The sequence below is a fragment of the Chryseobacterium sp. G0162 genome, from assembly GCF_003815715.1.
Taxonomy (GTDB): Bacteria; Bacteroidota; Bacteroidia; order Flavobacteriales; family Weeksellaceae; genus Chryseobacterium.
Map to the genome: position 1 here is coordinate 444,231 of NZ_CP033922.1, position 20,284 is coordinate 464,514.

Consider the following 20,284-nt stretch of genomic DNA (forward strand, 5'->3'; position numbering starts at 1 on the left):
AAAATCATGAGCCTTGATGTATGGGAAACCGTAATCTATCTAGTTTTATTTATTTTTCAGAACATTTTCTGATCCCCTGAATTCTGACTATTTTTATATTCGATAAAAAATGCATTATTCAATGAGCGACCTTATATTAAAATCAAAACAGTTAACCCTGCGTCCATTCAAAGAAAGTGATGTTTCAAGTGTGCATGAAATGCTTTTAAAACCAGAAAGTACAGCATTTAATCCTACTTCTTACGCCGATGACGAAAAAGAAACCCAAAAATTGATAAACACATGGCAATCAGAAGCAAAATATGGTGAAGACCGGAAAAAGTTTACTTTTTTAATAGAAACGGCCATTGACCAAACTTTTGCAGGCATTATCGGTATTGATCTTATTAAGCTTCATTACAAAAATGCAGAAACATGGTATAAGCTTAGCCCTGAAGTCTGGGGAAAAGGATATGGAACGGAAGCGTTAGAAAGAATCATTCAATTTGGTTTTGAAGATTTAAAACTGCATAGGATTGAAGCCGGTTGTGCTGTTGACAATATTGCTTCCTATAAAGTCATGGAAAAGTGTGGTATGATAAGAGAGGCACATCGCAGAAAACTACTCCCCTTAAAAAGCGGATGGAGTGATAATTACGAATATGCTATTCTTGAAGAAGACTATTTTTCGAAAGCGTAAACTAATAAAAACCAAATATTTGTGAAAGTGGCTATATTATACATCACTGTCATTGACTACGTCGAATCTTCGATTTCTGACAAAGGAAGAATCTCATAATATCGCTTAGATTCTTCATTTCACTTCTGAACTACGTCCGCAGACCTCCAGTCTGTATTCAGAATGACAGAGCCATAGTAATAAGATAACCGCATTAGTGTAAAATTGTATATAATTACCTTTGTGAATTATAAAACTTCTTTTCCAGTAGTAAAATGGTTCTGTCTATATCTTCAATAAACAATCATAAAAGCCGGCCTGTATAAAATTAATAAATAACTTTCATCCAGGTCAAAATCTATGTGCTTATACGGTTAAAAAAAATAGAAGCACATAGAAAATATGGTGAAACTTTATATGGATGGAGAGGGAGAATATTCCGATTTACTAAATACTCTTCCTGTCTTTACTTCCTTGATCTTAATAATTTTATTTCCTTTTTTTATCACCTCAAGGATTATTTTTTCCTTTTTAGGATCTTTTTTATCAGAAATTGTCATTTTACTTCCTTTTAGTTCAATGGTATCGTAATCTTCATATCTTACAGTATATCCTAGAAGAACAACACGATCATCTCCTTTATCCGGTTTTTTATAGCTTACGGTCTTCAATGGATAATGAGACATAATACGTACAGCATACATTCCACTGAAATCATAGATCTTTTCCACAAGGTCATCAGGAGTGAAAGTGGTTAATATTTCGGGCTCATTCTTCCATCTGAATGCTGTGTTACCCTCCATTTCAGCATTGAGAGCCGCTTCTTTTGCTTTAGGTTCAGGATACATATACTCCACTTTTTTAGGCGTTGGTGGAGCCTCTTTATTTTTCTTTTTCTGAGCAGGTACAGCGATGGAAATCAATATAAAAAACAGGATAAACTGATACTTGGATATATTCATTTTGTTATCATTTTTAAATTAAAATTAGCCTATCATACAGGTGCTTTACTCAAAATTACTACTTTTTTATATTCAAAATCAAAAAGTCATTTTTTTCAACATTCTCATTAAACCTTAAAAAGCGAGAAACATTAAATTAATACATTGATTTGCAAAAACATAACAATTAAAATACATAAAAAAAGCATAAAACAAGTATTCTATAAAGAAGTCTATTCCGTCCTGATTTTGAACATTTTTAAAAGGTTTTTGGTAAGAATGCAGGTGCTAAAATGATGTAAATTTGCTATACTCAATGAAGAAGTCTCTTTACATATCAATTACTTTTATGCTTGTCCTGTTTTTTACATTACTACTGGGATTCGCTCACCACAAAAAAAGTAATATTTCTGTTCATTCTTCAGAGAATCAAATAAGTTTTAAAGTATCTAATTCCGTTCAGCAGCATGATCTTTTGTTCATCGCATCGATTGTTGAAAATGATTTTGATGTTGACAAAACTTTTTTTGATCTGCCTTTTATCCTTTTTGAAAAAGAAATGTTTTCATGGGGATCTCCCTTAAACTCTACTACGATAATGAGTTCTGAAACACAATGGGCACATCATTATCACCTTCCCAAATATCTTTTATTTCATAATCTAAAGATCAGAATATAAGCTTCATGCTTTAATCTACATTTAAACACCCGCCAATATTGGGTTTCACATCTATAATTCTTATTAAGGTTATCCGAAAAATTCAGGTAATCAGTTTCACCTATAAAAATATAAGCTATGCATGAATTGAGTATAGTGAAGGATATCTTTGACACTTTGCAAGAGCATTATCATGCTAAAGTAGAAGATATCCAACAGGTTCAGGTAACGGCAGGACTATTATCCAATGTGCAGCCTGTCCTGATTCAGAATGCGTTTGATGCATTCATTACCGACCATCCGTACTACCAGGAAATGGAACTTGAAGTGCGCGTCAACGATATTATAGCTCACTGTGACCGGTGCCACAAAGATTTTCCGGTCAGGTACCACAAATTTGTGTGCGACGACTGCGGAACTCCCTCTGCTCATATTGTTCAGGGAAACGAACTCTTTATTTCAAAAGTAATTTTTAAACAAAAAAATCATTAATATGTCAACAGCTAATCCAAAAAGTCTAGGAAACCGCGTAGGATCGGTTCAATGTGATAATACCACTCTTCATTTATTAAAGGCTAATGATTTTGTAGCCAAAGCCATCAGAGACCGTCTGAAAGATGTCTGCGTTATCAATGTATGTTCCTCTCCGGGATCCGGGAAAACAACATTAATGCAGGAAACCGGAAAAAGACTGGCGCAGGATCTTAATATTTCAATTCTTGTAGGCGACCCGGAAACAGAGCGTGATGCGATCAGAATGCGTGAGGTAGGAATCAATGCCTTACAGATTGTAACGGGTGGCATGTGTCACATTGAGGCTCAGATGATTTTGCAGGCACTGGATCACATCGATTTAGAAGGTGTTGATTTATTATTCATCGAAAACGTAGGAAATCTTCTTTGCCCATCAGCATTTGACCTTGGAGAAGATTATCGTGTCACTCTTCTGGCTTCTACTGAAGGCGATGATAAACCTAAAAAGTACCCCCGTATGTTCTTAACCAGTGAACTGATGCTTGTTTCTAAAGCAGACTTGCTTCCTTATGTTCCATTCTCTGTAGAAGCGGTAACAAAAGATGCCCATGAAGTAAACCCTAATCTTGAAGTAATGACCATCAGCACACTCAACGGTGACGGAATTGAAGAATGGTGCAACTGGCTGAAGGAAAAAGTAAAACTGAAAAAAGAAAGCGCTAAAGAAGCTTAATATGAATACAGTACAACCAATCGTAATTGATGAAATAAAAACAGGAATTGATCTGAACCATCAATGCTCTGACGTTCTGGAACTCGAATGGTTTGAAAACAAAAAGCAAAAACTAACCCGGACTACCAGATCCGGGCTTGTTTTGGAACTGAGATTAGGAAATAGCACGGAATGGCAGCAGGGAGACGGCTTATATCATAATGGGCAACTGATGGCAACGATTGAAATCAAACCCTGTCTTACCATAAGTTTTCCCGCAGAAAATGATGCCGAAGCTGCAGACTTCTGCTACTTTATCGGGAATCAGCATTTACCTGTATTCATGACCTCTAATCAACAGTTTGCAGTGCCTTATGATGGAAAACTTTATGAACAGCTGTCTTTCAGGTATAGTGGACGTATTGAGCTTACCGATGCCCAGCTTTTATCTCATCAATCCTTACGTTATCTGGCAAAAAATAGAATCTATGAAAATTAAAAGTCTGTTTATTATAAGTTGTTCTGCTCTGCTTCTGGCATTGCAAAGCTGTAATAACCCGAAAAATTCCGGTACTAAAGAAAATTCAGCGAATGCGGAAGTATCTGCAACAGACAGCAGAGGTAAAAAGATCATCCTTCCTCATGAAGCGATGCGCGTTGTTGTTTTATACAATGCATTGGTGGATGATGTTTATATGCTTCAGGCAGGCGAAAAAATTGTAGGAATCCCCCAACAGATCTACGAAATGGAAGATACTTACAGCTTCCTTTCCAAGCTTGATGACCGTATTAAAAATAAAAGCATTGCCACACCTACTTTTGGTGGCCAATCCAGTAATGCAGAAAGTATTGTAGGATTGAAGCCTGATTTGGTGCTCACCTTCAATACAGATGAGGATAATATCAATCAAATTGAAAACCTTGGAATTCCGGTATTTACTTTTTCTTCTTTAAATGATGAAAAGATTCTTGATGAATTAAAAAATGTTGGGAAACTGCTTGGAAAACAGAAACGAGCTGAGGAAATTACAGGATATGTTGCTGATGAAGTAAAAAAAATGAGAGCATCGCAAGCCACTTCTCCTAAAAAGATCTACTATGCGTGGTCAAAAGGACGTATCATGTCTACTTCAGGAAAAGGAAGCCTGATTGATATGGCCATTACCCTTTCCGGAGCTCAGAATGCCTGTCCTGTTCCGGTAGAAGCCCCCAATATCAGTGCTGAAACCATGTATAAGTGGAATCCTGATCTTATCATTCTGTGGAATTCAAAGTTATCGGATGTTTACAGCCTTAAGGAATTGGAAGCACTTCCTGCCGTTAAAAATAAGCAGGTATTTGTAATGTCTCCATCGTTTCCGTACGACCCGCATACGGTGAAGTTTATGTTGTTTGCCAAACAGCTTCGTCATTGGTGTATGCCTGAATATACACAGGAACAGCTGGATCAGGATGTAAAAAAAGCTTTCGAGATAATCTATGGCAAAAAAGGATTGATCTGATGATAAAAAGCATTAAAACATCTTCCTTACTCATCCTGCTTCCTATACTTTTGGTGTTTGTTTCACTGGTTATAGGTTCCAGCCAGAATATTGGAATGGGAGAACTGTTTCATCATATCGCCCTGGAGTTTGGGATTTCCAAAGATGAAGCCGTTCTGCAGGGAAGTCTGCATACGATTTTATGGCAGGTTCGTCTACCACGCATCATCCTTACTTTTCTCGTAGGTGCTTCTCTGGCTTCTTCCGGAGGAGTTTTGCAGGCTGTTTTCAGAAATCCTATCGTTGACCCATTTACATTGGGAATTTCATCTGGTTCCGCATTTGGAGCGGCATTAGCCATGTTATTTCCCATAATGGCGGTTAATATTTCTGCTTTTATCTTCGGAGTTGTGGCAGTGGGTATCACTTATCTGGTTTCGTATGCCGGGGCCAAAACATCCATTGTCAGTATGGTTCTAGCCGGAATGATCGTATCGGGAGTATTTACAGCATTTCTTACCGTTTTACAATATCTGAGTGATCCTTATAAATTACAGGCTATTGTACAATGGACCATGGGGAATCTGCATACTGCTTCATGGCAGAAAGTTCATACTGCTGTATTCCCAATTCTTATTGGTTTAACCGTAATTGTTGTACTTCGATGGAAACTCAACCTTTTAGCCTTGGGAGATCATGAAGCCATGGCTGTTGGAGTCAATCCTACAGTGCTGAAACTGATTCTGATGGCAGTAGCCACGATGATTACAGCATCATCTGTTGCCGCTGTTGGGGTCATCAGCCTGTTCGGATTAATCGTTCCTCATATCAGCAGAATGATTTTTGGTCCGAACAACAGCATTACCGTTTGGGCTAATATTAGTATTGGTGGTGCATTTTTATTATTGATCGATGATTTCTCACGTACTGTAATGCCTTTTGAAATTCCGATCGGAGTATTTACCATGATTATCGGAGCCCCTATTTTCATCTATTTAATGCGTAAAAATGTCATAAACTGGAACTCATGAACACTATGATTAGTATAGAACAGCTTTCTTTTGATTATGGAAAAGATCAGGTGCTGAATAATGTTAATGCAAAATTTGCAAAAGGAAAACTGTCGGTTATTTTAGGAAGAAACGGAAGTGGTAAATCTACTTTGTTTAAGATTATTGCCGGGTTAGAAAAAAATTACAAAGGAAGCGTATGGATTGCCGATAAGGAACGCCGAAAAATAAAAATAGGGACATCTACTCCAGTTCGCATAGGGTTTTTAACCCAATTTCATCAGACTACATTTCCATTTAAAGTGTTTGATGTGGTCTTAACAGGTAGAGCTTCTTTTTCCAGGTTTTCACCCAAACAATCGGACCATCAGGAAGTAGAAGCCATTCTTCAAAAATTTAATTTAACCCACTTAAAAGATAAACCTTATACTTCTCTTTCCGGCGGCGAGCGCCAATTGGTACTGTTATGCCGGGTATTGGTTCAGAAGCCGGATATTTTGATGCTGGATGAACCTACCAACCATCTGGATCTTCATTATCAGGTAGCTGTATTAGAAGTTATTCGTCAGTTAGTCCGTGAAGGAACTACCGTTTTATGTGTAATGCATGATCCTAATCTTGCTTTTCAGTTTGGCGATGATTTTTTTGTCATGCGCCATCATGAACTGGTAGCTGTTAAGTCATTGGAAACAGATGAATTGAAACGGCTTCTTGAAGAGACATATCAGGTTCCTTTACTTGCCCTGAATAATCAGGGAACTCCCATGTTTGCCCCACAACTAAAATAAAATATATGAAAAATCATGAAGAAATAACGATTTCGTTGGTACAGGATTACCAGGTATTTGAAGTTCTTCCTTATGTCATGGAATTCAGACGTCAATTGTACCCTTTATTAGATCCCTTGATCGTCCCTAAAGATCTTGTCAATTTTGAACAGAATTATTTACTCTCTCCTACCGGAGCTTTTTTACAAGCCCGAACCGCAACCGGAAAACTGATAGGTGTTATTGGTATGATGCCCTATGATTATCGTTTTCCTCATCTGGACATTGATGAAAAAACAACCGTAGAAGTGGCTAGATTATTCGTCAACCCGGAGTACCGAAGAGCAGGAATTGCTACCCAACTGTTTCAGGAACTGATTAAAACTGCACAACAGAAAAATATAAAACGATTATACCTGCATACCCATCCTTTTCTGCAGGGAGCGTATGATTATTGGCTCAAACAGGATTTTAAACTTCTAAAATCATGTTATGAAGGTACCTACCCAACTCTTCACATGGAATTAATGATTACCGCAGAATAATAAATACTACAACAGCGTAGAAAGATACAATGAAGCACATCACTAAAAAAGTATTATACATCAATGGTATAATGCTCTTACTTCCTTTTGCCCTATCGGCACAGGAAACCCATCCTATTTTTGGAAAAATCCTGAATCAGGGAGGGAAAATAATTTCTAATGCCACGGTTTCCATCAACCAGGGAACCATGACCACAACGAGTAAAGACGGTAAATTTCAGTTTGAAACTCCGGTTCAATATCCCGCTCAATTAATGATTGATGCCCAAGGGTATTCCGGATCCAATATCACATTAGATTCCCTTTCTTATGATGATAAAAACGGAATTACCATTCGCCTGGTAGAAAATCAAACGGCTCTTCAGGAGGTTTTAATTACTGCCAGAAGAAACAATTCTTACCTTACCAATAATTTGGAATTGGGTGGAAAATTTTCGGGGAATTTAAAAGACCTTCCACAATCCGTTTCTATTGTCAGCAGTGAGTTTATGGAAGACAAACAAGCCTATACTACCCGCGATGTGGCTCAGGATTTGGCCGGGGTAACCACAGCCTCTTCTTATGATGATCTTATCATTCGTGGTTTTAAAAGCGGCTACGAAACCGGAATCCGACTTGTGAATGGACTCCGATCAGGATATAGTTACGGAAACAGTTACTATCGTTCTCCCTTAACTATCAATCTGGAAAGTGTTTCTGTTTTAAAAGGCCCTGGCGCCTCATTATTCGGAGATGTGACTCCCGGAGGAACGATTAATATGGTGACTAAAAAGCCGTTGGATAAGCAAAAAGGTTCTATCAATTTCTCCGTTGGGAGTTTTCAGACTATCCGTACCAGCATTGATTTGACAGGGCCATTGGATAAAGAAAAGAAAATCCTGTACCGTCTGAATGCAGGGTATGAAGACAGCAAAACCTTTCGAAATGTCAATCAGCAGAAAAACTTTATGATTGCTCCTTCCTTTACTTTTAAACCATTTGACGGAACTCAGGTAGATATTGATCTGGTATATGACCAGTTTCATGGATATCTTGACCGCGGAATGGGTTTGAGAAACAATGATTTTTATGCCCTGGACCGTTCCTTTACTTTAAGTCAGCCATCGGATTTTTATAATACTAAAACGTTGTCATTCAGTGCAAGACTAAGCCAGCGTCTTACGCATAACCTCTCATTGAATGCAAGCTATATGAAGTCTATCTATCAGGAAGATGTGAATGAGCACCGTACCCTGAACAGCTATGCGGACGCTCCCAATAATACGATCATGAATATGCGTTTTTTTGACCGTCATGGAAAAGATTATACGGATAACTCTGTAGTGTATCTGAAATGGGATCTTACCGGACATAAAATCGAAAATCATATTGTAACAGGAGTAGATTATGCCCAATATGAAGGAGACAGCAATAATCAGCAAAGAGAGGCAAGGCAACAAAGAATAGATGGAAAAATAGTTCCGTTGACATTTGACCTTAACAATCCTACGTATACCACTCACGACCTTAGTAATTACGTATGGTTATCTCAGGGAAATTATCCCTTTTTAAGTCCTTATAAAACAACCGGAATCTATGTACAGGATCAGATTTCATTTGCAGACAGATTAAAACTTATTGTCGGACTGCGTCATGAGCATTATTATTCTGAAACTGTAAGTGGTAAAGACCGTTTTAGTGCTACTCAAAATGCTTGGTTGCCTCGTATTGGATTAACATACCAGATCAATGATCAGATCAATTATTTTGCAAGTTATTCACAGGGATTTGCTCCCGTTGGCGCCAACTTTATCCAGAACTATCAGGATTATGGTGCTGATAAACCATTCACCGCTGAACATAGCTTCCAGGTGGAAACAGGTCTTAAAACCGGATTTTTTAAGAACCAATTACAAATGGACTTATCTCTTTTCCAGATTGAGCGCAAAAATATGCTGATTGCAACAGGAGAAATCAGTACAACAGGATTTCCTGTCTACAGACAATCAGGAGAAGCCGTATCTAAAGGAGTGGAATTGGATATCCGTGGACAGCTGACAAAGGAGTTTCAGATCATGGCGAATTATACTTATAATGATACAGAAGTAAAATCTTCCTCCATTGCCTCTGAAGTAGGACAAGCCTTACCGGGAGCTCCTAAAAACATGGCCAGCATGTGGTTGAAATATGTTTTCTCAACCTCTGCCTTAAAAGGGCTTGGTTTCGGAGCCGGAGTGTATTATGTAGACACCAGACGTATGGATAACAGCATTGGAAAAGACAGCAATGGAACTGCCCTTTGGGGAGAATGGCCGTCTTACACCACTGTAAATGCAGCCGTATATTATCATATCGGAAAAATGAAAATGGCAGTGAATGTCAACAATATTTTCGATACCTATTATTTTCTTGGTGGTTTTGATTATACACGAGCCTTTCCGGGAGCTCCAAGAAATGTAACGGTTTCTGTGGGGTATTCTTTTTAAACTTATTTTTAATCTTGATAAAGCCTGGGCTGTTTTTTACAGTCCGGGCTTTTTATTGTGCGGTATATCGCAAGGATTTCACGTTTTATACATTGAATCGGAAAGATATTTTCACGCAGATTTTGCTGATTACGAAGATGATTGAGTGAGGTTACTTTTAATAGCCACGAATGCACGAATAAATTAATTTAAAATTCTTAAAACCTATGTATCTATATAGTTTTATGAATGTTCAATTATTTCCAGCCTCCGCCTAAAGCTGCGTAAAGATTAACCAATGCCTGAAGCTGTTGCAACTTATCTGTAACAGCATTTTGTCTTGCACTTAAAAGGCTTTGCTCTGAAGTAAGAACATCTGTATAATTGGTTGCACTTGTATATTTCAATAATTCTTTTGTAAAATATACTGCCTTTTCAAGGTTGGCAATCTGCTCCTTTCTGGAGATTGCTTTTTCATCCACCATCTGATACTGATAAAGAGCATTCGAAACTTCCTGCCCTGCTGTTAATAACACTTTCCTGTAATTGTATTCTGAAGCTTCATAATTAGCCTGAGCAACTTTTAATTTCTGTTTATTCAGTCCGTTATTAAAAATGGGCTGAGTTAATCCACCTACAATATTGGCAAAGAAAGCACCGGCATTGAAAAATGATTTTAGCTGTGTCGCATATAACCCGGACTGTCCTGTTATGGTCAATGCAGGATAAAAAGCTGTTCTTGCCACATTAACCTGTTCGAAATTGCTTCTCAACTGCAGCTCAGCCTCCTTCACATCAGGTCTGTTAGCCAATAATTGAGCAGGAACTCCAATTGAGAGTTCACTATAAACCTGTTCACTAAACAATGAATCTCTCTTTATAGATCCGGGTGCTCTTCCCAGTAGTAAACAAAGTGTATTTTCTGCCTGACGAATATTATTTTTAATATCAGGTACTGTAGATTTTACCGCATAATAATTAGCTGCACTTTGTACTACAGCCGCTCCTGTTACTACATTACTGTTTTTCAGAATCTTCATTGTTTCCGTGTCTTTGGAATATACCTCCAGAGACTGTTGTACAATGTTCAACTGTTCATCATAAGCCAGCAACTGATAATATGTGGCTGCTATGTTAGCTACAAGCTGTGTCTGCACTGCCTGCCGGTAAGCTTCACTGCCAAGATAAGCAGCATACATAGATCTTTTTGTACTTCTCAACTTACCCCAAACATCTACCTGCCAGGATGAAAGCGCATACAGCTGATACACCTGGGAAGCAGAAGCCTGAGCACTGGCCGGATCATAAGCTCCGGCAGAAGCATTCCCTGACAAAGATGGCAAAAATGCCTGTTTACTTTGTACAAAATTCGCTTCTGCCGCTTTAAGATTAGCAGCTGCTGTTTTCAGATCCAGATTATTAGAAATCCCCTCAGTAATAAGCTCTTGCAACAAAGGATCTTTAAAAATTTCTTTCCATGACAGTGTTGCCATATTGTTGTTGGAATCTGTTACTGCATCTCCGTATAGACCATCCGGAACAACCTGATTATTAGCATAGGGCTTAGTAACATCACAACTAAAAAGCATCACTGATAAAAATGCAGCCTGCACAAAATGGTTATATTGTTTTGACCAATGTATCATACTTTACGATAGATTATTTTTATTTTCAACAATCAGCTCATCGTTTTCATCATATTTATTCGTTCCTGCTTTCTCCTGCAATCCCTGGAAAATCACATACAATCCGGGAATTACAAATATTCCCAACAAGGTTCCGAACAGCATTCCGCCAATGGAACCTATTCCTATGGACTTGTTTCCATTGGCTCCCACTCCTGTTGAAAACATCAAAGGCATTAATCCAAAAATAAAAGCCAGTGAAGTCATTAAAATAGGCCGGATTCTTATTTTTGCTCCTGCCAGCGCACTATCAAACAAACTCATTCCTTCATGTCTTTTTTCCAGTGAAAGTTCTACCATTAAAATGGCATTTTTAGCCAAAAGCCCGATCAACATAATCATACTGATCTGCACATAAATATTATTATCAATTCCAAATAATTTGGCAAATACAAAAATTCCGCTTAATCCTACAGGTAAAGAAAGAATAACAGCCAACGGCAGAATATAACTTTCATATAGCGCACTTAAAAGAAGGTAAACAAAGCAAAGGCTTAACAGAAATATAACAACGGCCTGTGATCCTGAACTTTGCTCTTCCTTACTAATTCCACTGTATTCAAAACTATATCCCGGAGGGAGACTTTGCTCAGCCACCTGATTGATGGCTTCCATAGCCTGCCCGGTGCTGTAGCCGTTATTGGGTGAACCACTCACGGAAATAGCATTGTACATATTAAACCTTGATACAGAAGAAGGCCCGTATACTTTTTTCATGGTGATGTACTCAGAAATAGGGCTCATCGTTCCGCTTTTCGTTCTTATTTTGATATTGTTCATCTGTTCAACGGTTCCCCTGTAAGGATTATCCGCCTGAAGAATGATCTGATACTGTTGCCCGAATTCGGTGAAATTGCTGATATAGGAACTTCCGTAGTATACATTCATAAGATTCAGAATGTCTGATGGCTGTATTCCATTATCTTCACACTTGGCTACATTCACATCCACTTCATACTGCGGAAAATTCGGATTAAATGCTGTAGCAGCATATTGAATTTCACTTCTTTTATTAAGTTCTGCCAGAAATTTTTGAGCCACTCCAAAAAAATCATTGATGCTATGTCCACCACGGTCTTCAATCTGGAAAGTAAATCCACCACTTGTTCCAAAACCACTTATCGTAGGCTGCTGCATAAAATTGATGGAAGCTCCCTGTATATGTTTTGTTTTCTCAGTCAACTGCTGTATGACATCTTTATCCGTAACTCCAGGACGCTCACTCCAGGGTGTAAGCCTTAGAATTAGCATTCCATAAGAACTACCGCTTCCGCCCAGCTGATTTTGTCCTAAAGTAGTCATCGATGCCTGGATCTGAGGAATGGTATGAGCAATACGGTCTATCTGACTATTAATTCCCTGCACTCGTTCTTTAGTAGCAGCTGCCGGAAGGGTAACATTCACAAACACAGTTCCCATATCCTCCGAAGGAACAAAACTGGAAGCGACACTTTTAATCGTAAAGTAAAAAAGACCTCCAAAACATATCACGAGTCCAATAGTCAGCCATTTTCTTCTGATCAGAAAACTGACCGCTTTCATGTACTTATTGATCAGCTTATCATAATTTGAATTAAAACCAGTCTTAGCTTTTTGCAGGAAGCTTTTCTTTTCTTCTTTTTCATTGTGTTTGGGTGGACGAAGAAACATAGCCGCCAAAGCAGGACTTAAAGTAAGTGCATTTACGGCTGAAATCATAATCGCTACTGCCAGGGTAATTCCAAATTGTTTATAGAAAACCCCTGCCGATCCTCCAAGGAAAGTTACTGGCAAAAATACGGATGCCATTACCAAGGTAATGGAAACAATAGCCGGAGCAATTTCTCCCATAGCATCAATTGCCGCTTTACGTGGAGAAGTATAGCCATGCTCAAGTTTACTATGAACCGCTTCTACAACTACCACAGCATCGTCCACCACAATCCCAATTGCCAAAACAAGGGCAAACAGAGTAAGTAGATTAAGACTATATCCGAATAAATACAGAAAAAAGAATGTTCCTATAATAGATACCGGAACCGATACACCATGGATAATTGTAGAGCGTACATCCTGTAAAAAAATAAGAATCACAAGAAATACCAATAAAAAACATTCTACCAGCGTATGCAGTACCTTGGAAATACTTTCACTAAGGAAATTATTAATATTTACAAGTTCTATTGTTTTGATTCCTGACGGAAAACTCTTAGCGGCATCTGCCATTACCTTCTGAGCCCCTATAATAACCTCCTGTGCATTGGAGCCCGGAGTCTGGCTGATAGCAATAGCAACAGCAGGTTTACCATTAATGGCAGTAGCACTGGTATAAGTTTGTGTACCCAAATCAATACGTGCAATATCTTTCAGATAAAGATACTGTCCGTTTCCTATAGATTTAACGATAACATTCTGAAACTGTTCTAAAGAAGACAAAGTCCCTGAATAGGTAATATCATATTGAAATGCCTGCGCCAGGTTATCTCCTATCTTACCCGGTGCAGCATTAAAGTTCTGAGCATTCAAGGCAGTTGTTACATCAGAAGGAACCAATCCGTAAGCGGCCATCTTATCCGGCTGTAACCAGATCCGCATAGCATACGTCATGGCTCCACCAAAAACATTGGCTCCTGCTACACCATTGGCTCTCTGTAATTGGGGAACGAGGTTAATTGCCGCATAATTCTGCAGAAATTTCTGATCGTATTGTGCCCTTTCACTGAACAGTCCTAATATCAACACATTACTGCTCTGTTGTTTTCTAACCGTAACTCCAGCCTGTGTTACTGCCTGAGGCAATTTGGAAAGAATGGTACTGATCCTGTTCTGCACATCCACCGCAGCCTGGTTAGGATCCACCCCTACCGCAAAATAAACACTGATGCTGGCAGAACCTGTGTTACTGGCAGAAGAAGTCATATAGGTCATTCCCTCTACCCCATTAATCTGCTGTTCAAGTGGAAAAACCACACTATTAATAAGTGTAGTAGTATTGGCTCCGGGGTAAGATGCCGAAACCTGGATGGTAGGAGGTGCAATATTGGGATATTGAGCTACCGGTAAACCACTGATCCCTAAAATCCCTAATACAACGATGATTACAGAAATCACCGTACTGAGTACCGGTCTTCGTATAAATAATTTCAGCATGGCAATCAGTTTGATTTGAGTTTCATAGTACGGTAGATTTCAGCGGCATTGGCAGGTGTAGGTTTAATTACTGTACTATCACTGATATTAAGCCCGTTAAGAACAAGCTTATCTCCTGCTTTTACCCCACTGTTAATCACAACAAAATTACCATCATCTGTAGGTGAAGTAGTTACAGCTTCACTCATGACCCTATTCCCACTCATTACTTTATAAACAAAAGATTTATCCTGCATCTGATACACTGCAGTCTGTGGAATCAATAAAGCATTATCCAAATTAACAGGTATCCTGATCGTAGCACTCGCTCCATTCTGAATAATTCCCAGTTTATTATTAAATATCACTTTAAAAGTAGCGGTTCCGGTACTGCTATCGATTCCGCCACTGGCTGTTTCCATCTTTCCTTTTTCCGGATATATCGTTCCATCTGCCAACACTAAGGTAATAAGCGGCATATTATTGAGCTTTTCTGCTGTGGTACGGCCTTTCATGCTATTCATAAAACTCAGCAGCTGCTTTTCACTTAATGAAAAATAAGCAAATATGTTTGAGGTGTTGGAAAGTGTGGTCAGTGGATCTGCAGTAGTACTGCTTACCAAAGCTCCAATTTTATAAGGAATCAGACCAATTGTTCCACTTTGGGGACTTCTGATGTAGGTATATCCCTGATTGGTTTGAGCATTGGCAAGAGTAGCCTTTGCCTGCGAGAGCGCAGCTTCTTGGGATTGCAGAGTATACTGTGCCGAACTCAGTTCATATTTACTTACAATTTCCTGCTGTACCAGAGGTTTGGCCTTTTCTACGTTCATCCTTGCAGCATTCACATTGGCTTCAGCAATTTTTATAGCAGCCTTTGCAGTAATAATATCCTGCTCATACTGAGGGTTTTTAATTCGAAACAATAATTGCCCCTTGGTGACGGAAGCTCCTTCCGGAACATAAATATCCTGAAGATATCCGGACACCATAGGTTTGATCTCCACGACATTCTGTCCCTGTATAGATGTTGGAAAATCATTATAAACAGTAACTTCTCCAGGGGTTAAAGTCAATACCTGATAACTTTGTATCTCCGGGGTTTTCTGGAGTTTCTTTTTACTACAAGACAACAGTATAACCAGAATAAAAAGGATATAGCAGCTTTTTTTCATATTGATGTAATTGGCTAAAACGGGAATAAGAGGGACATTCCTGTTTTATTTCATATATATAAAAATAAGATTTTAACAGGTTATTTCTTAAAGAAAATTTTAAATTTTAATTAAAAAATACATATATCTAATAAAATAATATTGATAAAACAACTACCAACTCTTATCAATACAATATACTTTTATAATAACTCTTCTTTTCAACATTAAAAAAACTATTCTTCAAATAGTTTATCAGAGATTAGGCCTATTTTTGTAATTTAATTCATTAAAAATCAAGATATGGATAATGATTTCCAGTTTCATTTCATTGAGCCAGATCTAAGCATCGTAGATTTTGTAGAAAATCTGGGAACATTCCATAACCAGTCGGATGAAGCAAAAGAAGTCGTTATCATTCCGGATGGAAGGGTTGATTTATTTTTTATGCAATCGCCTTCAGAGCCCTTTCACGTTGCTCTCATCGGATTGGAAACTTATCCTGAACAAAGACAGATCCAGCCACATACCCAGGCTTTTGTAGTGAGTTTTAGACCTATCGCTGTGGAATATATTTTAAATACAACCATTGCTGACGTATTAAATACAGCAAAAGAACTTCCTAATGATTTCTGGGGCTTTAAAGCTGATGACTTACAGGATTTTGAACTTTGCTGCACCAAAGCCATACAAAAAATACAGGAGCTGATTCCTCAAAAAACGGACGAGAGAAAACATAAACTTTTTGAGCTGATCTATACATCAAAAGGCGAAATGAGTGTGAATGAACTTTCTGAAAAAGTGGGTTGGAGCAGCAGACAGATCAATCGTTATTTTACGAAACAACTGGGATTATCCCTAAAGGCCTATTCTACGATTTTACGTTTCAGAGCTTCTTTGGAACATATTGCACAAGGTCAATTATTTCCGGAACTTAATTATACGGATCAAAATCATTTTATTAAAGAAGTCAAAAAATTTTCAGGAGTGGCTCCGAAAGAATTATCAAAAAATAAAAACGACCGATTTATACTATTATCCGTGCTGAAAGGACTGTAATTTTGTCCTGTAAAATTCAAATACAATGCTGATAGACAATATATCAATAGCTATCGTTGGTGGTGGTCCTGCAGGACTTACACTGGCCAGACTTTTACAGCTGAAAAATGCCAATGTAAAAGTATATGAAAGAGATTTTAATAAAGAAGCCCGTGTACAGGGTTCGCCACTTGATATGCACGAAGATTCGGGGTTGGCGGCCTTACGTAAAGCTGAGCTGCTAGAAGAATTTAAAAACACATACCGTCCGGGTGCCGATAAAATGCTTATTGTGAATGAACAGGCAGAAATCCTTTTCAGTGATCATGATACCAAGCCGGAAGAGGATTTCGGAGCTGAGCATTTCCGTCCCGAAATAGACCGTGGTCCATTGAGAAATATGCTGCTGGAATCTCTTCAGCCGAACACCGTAGTATGGGACAGTCATTTTATATCAATGGAACCTAAAAATGAAGGGTGGCTGCTTCATTTTAAAAACGGAACCTCTGCCTATGCTGATCTGGTGATTGCAGCGGACGGAGCTCATTCCAAAATCCGGTCTTATCTCACCAATAACAAACCTGTTTATTCAGGAGTGATTATGCTGGAAGGAATTATTTCGAAAGAGCATGCCCCTCGCATCAATGCATTGATTAACGGTGGAAAAATAATGGCTTTTGGGAACTCCAAAAATATATTGATGGGTCAGAAAGGGAACGGTGATCTCGGTTTTTACGCAAGCTTTAAAGCTGATGAAAACTGGGCAGCTATTACCGGGCTGAATCTCTCCGATAATACTGCGGTTCTTCAATGGTTTAAGACAGAATATCCGGAATGGAATGCAATATGGTATGAACTATTTGAAAAAGCTACTGTTCCTTTCATTCCCCGTCCTATTTACTTCATGCCTTTGGATCAGTCTTGGGAAACAAAATCCAATATAACCTTAATGGGTGATGCCGCTCATGTTATGCCTCCCTTTGCAGGAGAAGGCGCCAACATGGCAATGCTTGATGCTCTGGAACTGAGTGAACATCTAACAGATCACCACTATACTACTTTGCAGGAAGCTATTTTCCATTATGAAACCAATATGCGTAACCGAGCTGCCGCTGCAACAAAGGAATCTCTTGAAAACGGAGAGCGGATGCATTCTGAAACATCATTAGCAACCATGTTGGAGTTCTTTAACGGACATACTCCTGCTTCTTGATTCTATTATTTCATTTATAGTAATGAAAAAGGCTGCTTCATTTGAAACAGCCATTTTTCCCTCTAAAAAATAAATATTTTCTCTCTCCTTAAGATCCTGATTTCGGAGATTCATCTGTGTTTTTTGGATTCATATATTGGTGTTTATTTTTTAGTATTCATTATGATTGTCATGTTCACAGAGTAAAGAAATGATTTAAGAATTTTATAAAAAAATTGTACCTCTACACTGTAAATATTATTCACGATCTTCCCTTATCAATTGAGATGAAATAATCTCTTATCTAACTTACCTACAAATCTATATTTTAAATCTAAAAAAGTAAAAAATTAACCTACTACACAAATACATCACCAAAACAAAATATTAAAAATCAATAAATTAAATACACCCAGAAAAAAGAAGTCTATTGCTTAAAATCAGAATATGCAGAAAAAAAGTGTAAAAAATACATAGAAAACATTTCTTAAATACCCCTCAATATAGGGTCTATATAAGACTACATGTTGCTGATGGTATTCAAATTCAAAAATATTAGCACTAAAATACAAAACATTAATTATCAATGTATTAAATTCAAAATAATTAACTGTAGTATTCATGTAGTAGACCTATTTTTTATTATTTAACGAAATTTATTCAAATTTGAATCAAGAGACCACAAAGAAACCTGAGTGGCGAAAAAAAATATTTCGAATACTGTCTGATATGATGAATCAGGCAGTTTTTTTATGCATCAACATGATCAAAAAAGGTAAGTATTAAGTACTGATGATAATATTGAATCTTTTCCGGATTTTATATTTTTCGCCAAATTGTAGGACACTGAATAAAAATATAATTACCTCGTAAGAAAAGCTTAAACAGAACATAGAACTCCACCTCAAAATCTTCAAGGTCAGGATAAATACTTTCTTACTACTGAAATACCTTATAAATAAGGGAACGTTTAGCGATCATTTGATATTATCAAAGAAAACATAAATATCTGTTTCTGTAGGGATATTCATTTTTTTTCGGATTCTGTATTTCTTCTGCTGAATAGTTCTATGCTGAACAAGGGTATAATTCGCAATTTCTTTAGAACTGAAATGCAGTTTCAACATAGCACAAAAAATCAATTCTGAGTTTTCAAGGTTGGGATTAATAGCTAAAAGCTGATCTATATATCCCGGATAAACTTCTTTAAAACAAGAAAGAAACTCAGGATCATTCCTCTTGGCCATCTCCATAATTTCCTCCTGTCTGTTATCATTAATCCTGATCTTCAGATTTTCAGCCTCTGATTTCAGATCCGCTTTTCTTTTTCTTAATGTATTGATGATTCTCCATGCATACATAGCCAACAACGAGAGCCCGGCAAAAGACAGAAAAACAACCCACTGCATCTTACTTCTATGATTTTCAGTATCATTTTTGTCCTCTGAAATAAAAGATTTCATATCGTGGTTAATGCTAGCTAGCAAAGCTGTATTGGTCTTATTTTTAGCCTCTGTATAGGCTTTCAGATAAAAATAAGCTTTTTCTTGATCTCCAGTAGATGCATATAAAGACCTAAGATCATTGTAAATATATTTGGTATACTGTGCAAAAATGCGCCGGGTCTTCTTATCGATTTCCAAAGCCTTCAAAAATTCTTTTTCTGCCTTATCATATTCACCATAAGCAACATAATACTCACCCATAACCGTGTGAATATTAAGCGCTATAGCATCATCTTTTTTGTTCATACTCATGGTATGATAAGCTCTTGTTATGTACTTATAAGCCGAGTCTTTATTCTTATGATTGTAAACATAATCACTTATTACACAATCTGCAATTCCGGTGTTATCCAGCATTCTTGCTTTATGAAAATATTCCAAAGCTTCTTTAGGCTTCTTTTTTTGTATATAATAGTCTCCCTGCTGCAGATAAATATAATAAAGAACCGTCTTTTTTAATTCAGACTTTTTGCTTTTTTCAATATTACTTAATGCCTCATTATTGTACTCAAATGCTTTATCTACTCTTCTCAGTTCTGCATTGAATCTGCTATAAATATTATAAAACATAGCCTTGTGTAAAGGATTGTCTGAGTCTTTCAAAATTTCTTTAGCACTATTAAAAAGAATATTGGATTTCCGGTAATTCTCCAGCGACATATTAACTCTGGCTAAGTTAATATAACATAACGCCTTACCGTCTTCATATCCTATTTCCTGTGCTTTTTTGTAGTATTTTTTATTGAGGTTAACCAAGGAGTCATATTCACCCGCAAGCCGAAATTCTTCATTCTGCTTCATCAGGGGAATATCAAAACTCTTTTCATATTTACTGGAATCAGGGCTACAGGAAATGAAAAGAAGCAATAATATAAAAAGAAGAGCGCGTATCATAATGCTTTTTCCCTTTAA

The 20,284-nt window shown here is 37.5% G+C and carries 17 protein-coding genes and 1 pseudogene; 13 read left to right on the top strand and 5 right to left on the bottom strand.

Annotation, left to right across the window (positions count from 1 at the left end):
• Window positions 1–121 precede the first annotated feature (121 nt).
• A complete protein-coding gene (locus tag EG344_RS02140; protein WP_123908067.1) occupies window positions 122–679 on the top strand; it encodes a GNAT family N-acetyltransferase in 558 nt (185 codons plus the stop codon).
• 392 nt (window positions 680–1,071) lie between these two features.
• Here the strand turns inward: EG344_RS02140 and EG344_RS02145 are convergent, their stop codons facing one another.
• Window positions 1,072–1,620, bottom strand: coding sequence for a hypothetical protein (locus EG344_RS02145; protein ID WP_123908068.1), 549 nt, complete (start codon window positions 1,618–1,620; stop codon window positions 1,072–1,074).
• Between the two features lie 295 nt (window positions 1,621–1,915).
• Between EG344_RS02145 and EG344_RS02150 the strand changes: the two genes are divergently transcribed.
• The 10 genes and pseudogenes from EG344_RS02150 to EG344_RS02190 all read left to right on the top strand — a co-directional run bounded on the left by EG344_RS02150 (window position 1,916) and on the right by EG344_RS02190 (window position 9,711).
• Entirely contained in the window at window positions 1,916–2,278 is a 363-nt protein-coding gene (locus tag EG344_RS02150; protein ID WP_123908069.1) for a hypothetical protein, read from the top strand.
• A 117-nt stretch (window positions 2,279–2,395) separates the two neighbouring features.
• Window positions 2,396–2,749 (top strand): hydrogenase maturation nickel metallochaperone HypA, encoded by a 354-nt coding sequence (locus EG344_RS02155; RefSeq protein ID WP_123908070.1) that lies wholly within the window; start codon window positions 2,396–2,398, stop codon window positions 2,747–2,749.
• Window position 2,750: 1 nt separating this feature from the next.
• Complete coding sequence (hypB, locus tag EG344_RS02160) at window positions 2,751–3,464, top strand: hydrogenase nickel incorporation protein HypB (RefSeq protein ID WP_123908071.1); 714 nt, start codon at window positions 2,751–2,753, stop codon at window positions 3,462–3,464.
• A gap of 1 nt (window position 3,465) precedes the next feature.
• Window positions 3,466–3,942, top strand: a complete 477-nt coding sequence (locus EG344_RS02165) for an urease accessory protein UreE (protein ID WP_123908072.1) — start codon at window positions 3,466–3,468, stop codon at window positions 3,940–3,942.
• Window positions 3,932–4,945 carry an ABC transporter substrate-binding protein gene (locus EG344_RS02170; RefSeq protein ID WP_123908073.1) on the top strand — a complete coding sequence of 338 codons (1,014 nt, stop codon included), beginning with the start codon at window positions 3,932–3,934 and terminating at the stop codon, window positions 4,943–4,945. Before EG344_RS02165 ends, EG344_RS02170 begins: the two co-directional genes overlap by 11 nt.
• A 19-nt stretch (window positions 4,946–4,964) precedes the next feature.
• Window positions 4,965–5,048, top strand: a pseudogene (locus EG344_RS24485) (hypothetical protein); the annotation flags it as partial.
• Window positions 5,017–5,955, top strand: coding sequence for a FecCD family ABC transporter permease (locus EG344_RS02175; protein ID WP_410494007.1), 939 nt, complete (start codon window positions 5,017–5,019; stop codon window positions 5,953–5,955). The pseudogene EG344_RS24485 and the gene EG344_RS02175, both read left to right, overlap by 32 nt.
• Window positions 5,952–6,722 (top strand): ABC transporter ATP-binding protein, encoded by a 771-nt coding sequence (locus EG344_RS02180; RefSeq protein ID WP_123908075.1) that lies wholly within the window; start codon window positions 5,952–5,954, stop codon window positions 6,720–6,722. The genes EG344_RS02175 and EG344_RS02180 overlap by 4 nt, the downstream gene beginning before the upstream one ends.
• Before the next feature lie 5 nt (window positions 6,723–6,727).
• Window positions 6,728–7,246, top strand: a complete 519-nt coding sequence (locus EG344_RS02185) for a GNAT family N-acetyltransferase (RefSeq protein WP_123860325.1) — start codon at window positions 6,728–6,730, stop codon at window positions 7,244–7,246.
• 29 nt (window positions 7,247–7,275) lie between these two features.
• Window positions 7,276–9,711, top strand: coding sequence for a TonB-dependent receptor (locus EG344_RS02190; RefSeq protein WP_123908076.1), 2,436 nt, complete (start codon window positions 7,276–7,278; stop codon window positions 9,709–9,711).
• 236 nt (window positions 9,712–9,947) lie between these two features.
• Here EG344_RS02190 and EG344_RS02195 read toward each other — a convergent pair whose 3' ends face one another.
• The 3 genes from EG344_RS02195 to EG344_RS02205 are packed head-to-tail and all read right to left on the bottom strand — an operon-like array spanning window position 9,948 to window position 15,658.
• Window positions 9,948–11,336: a TolC family protein gene (locus tag EG344_RS02195; RefSeq protein ID WP_123908077.1), complete on the bottom strand. Its 1,389-nt coding sequence runs from the start codon at window positions 11,334–11,336 to the stop codon at window positions 9,948–9,950.
• 3 nt (window positions 11,337–11,339) lie between these two features.
• On the bottom strand, window positions 11,340–14,504 hold the full coding sequence (locus EG344_RS02200; RefSeq protein ID WP_123908078.1) for an efflux RND transporter permease subunit: 3,165 nt from the start codon (window positions 14,502–14,504) through the stop codon (window positions 11,340–11,342).
• Between the two features lie 5 nt (window positions 14,505–14,509).
• Complete coding sequence (locus EG344_RS02205) at window positions 14,510–15,658, bottom strand: efflux RND transporter periplasmic adaptor subunit (protein WP_123908079.1); 1,149 nt, start codon at window positions 15,656–15,658, stop codon at window positions 14,510–14,512.
• 282 nt (window positions 15,659–15,940) lie between these two features.
• Here EG344_RS02205 and EG344_RS02210 point away from each other — a divergent pair, with 282 nt between their 5' ends.
• Together EG344_RS02210 and EG344_RS02215 are read left to right on the top strand one after the other, a co-directional pair.
• Complete coding sequence (locus EG344_RS02210) at window positions 15,941–16,696, top strand: helix-turn-helix domain-containing protein (RefSeq protein ID WP_123908080.1); 756 nt, start codon at window positions 15,941–15,943, stop codon at window positions 16,694–16,696.
• A gap of 25 nt (window positions 16,697–16,721) precedes the next feature.
• Window positions 16,722–17,888, top strand: a complete 1,167-nt coding sequence (locus tag EG344_RS02215; RefSeq protein WP_123908081.1) for an FAD-dependent oxidoreductase — start codon at window positions 16,722–16,724, stop codon at window positions 17,886–17,888.
• 956 nt (window positions 17,889–18,844) lie between these two features.
• Here the strand turns inward: EG344_RS02215 and EG344_RS02220 are convergent.
• On the bottom strand, window positions 18,845–20,266 hold the full coding sequence (locus tag EG344_RS02220; RefSeq protein ID WP_123908082.1) for a tetratricopeptide repeat protein: 1,422 nt from the start codon (window positions 20,264–20,266) through the stop codon (window positions 18,845–18,847).
• Between the last annotated feature and the right edge of the window lie 18 nt (window positions 20,267–20,284).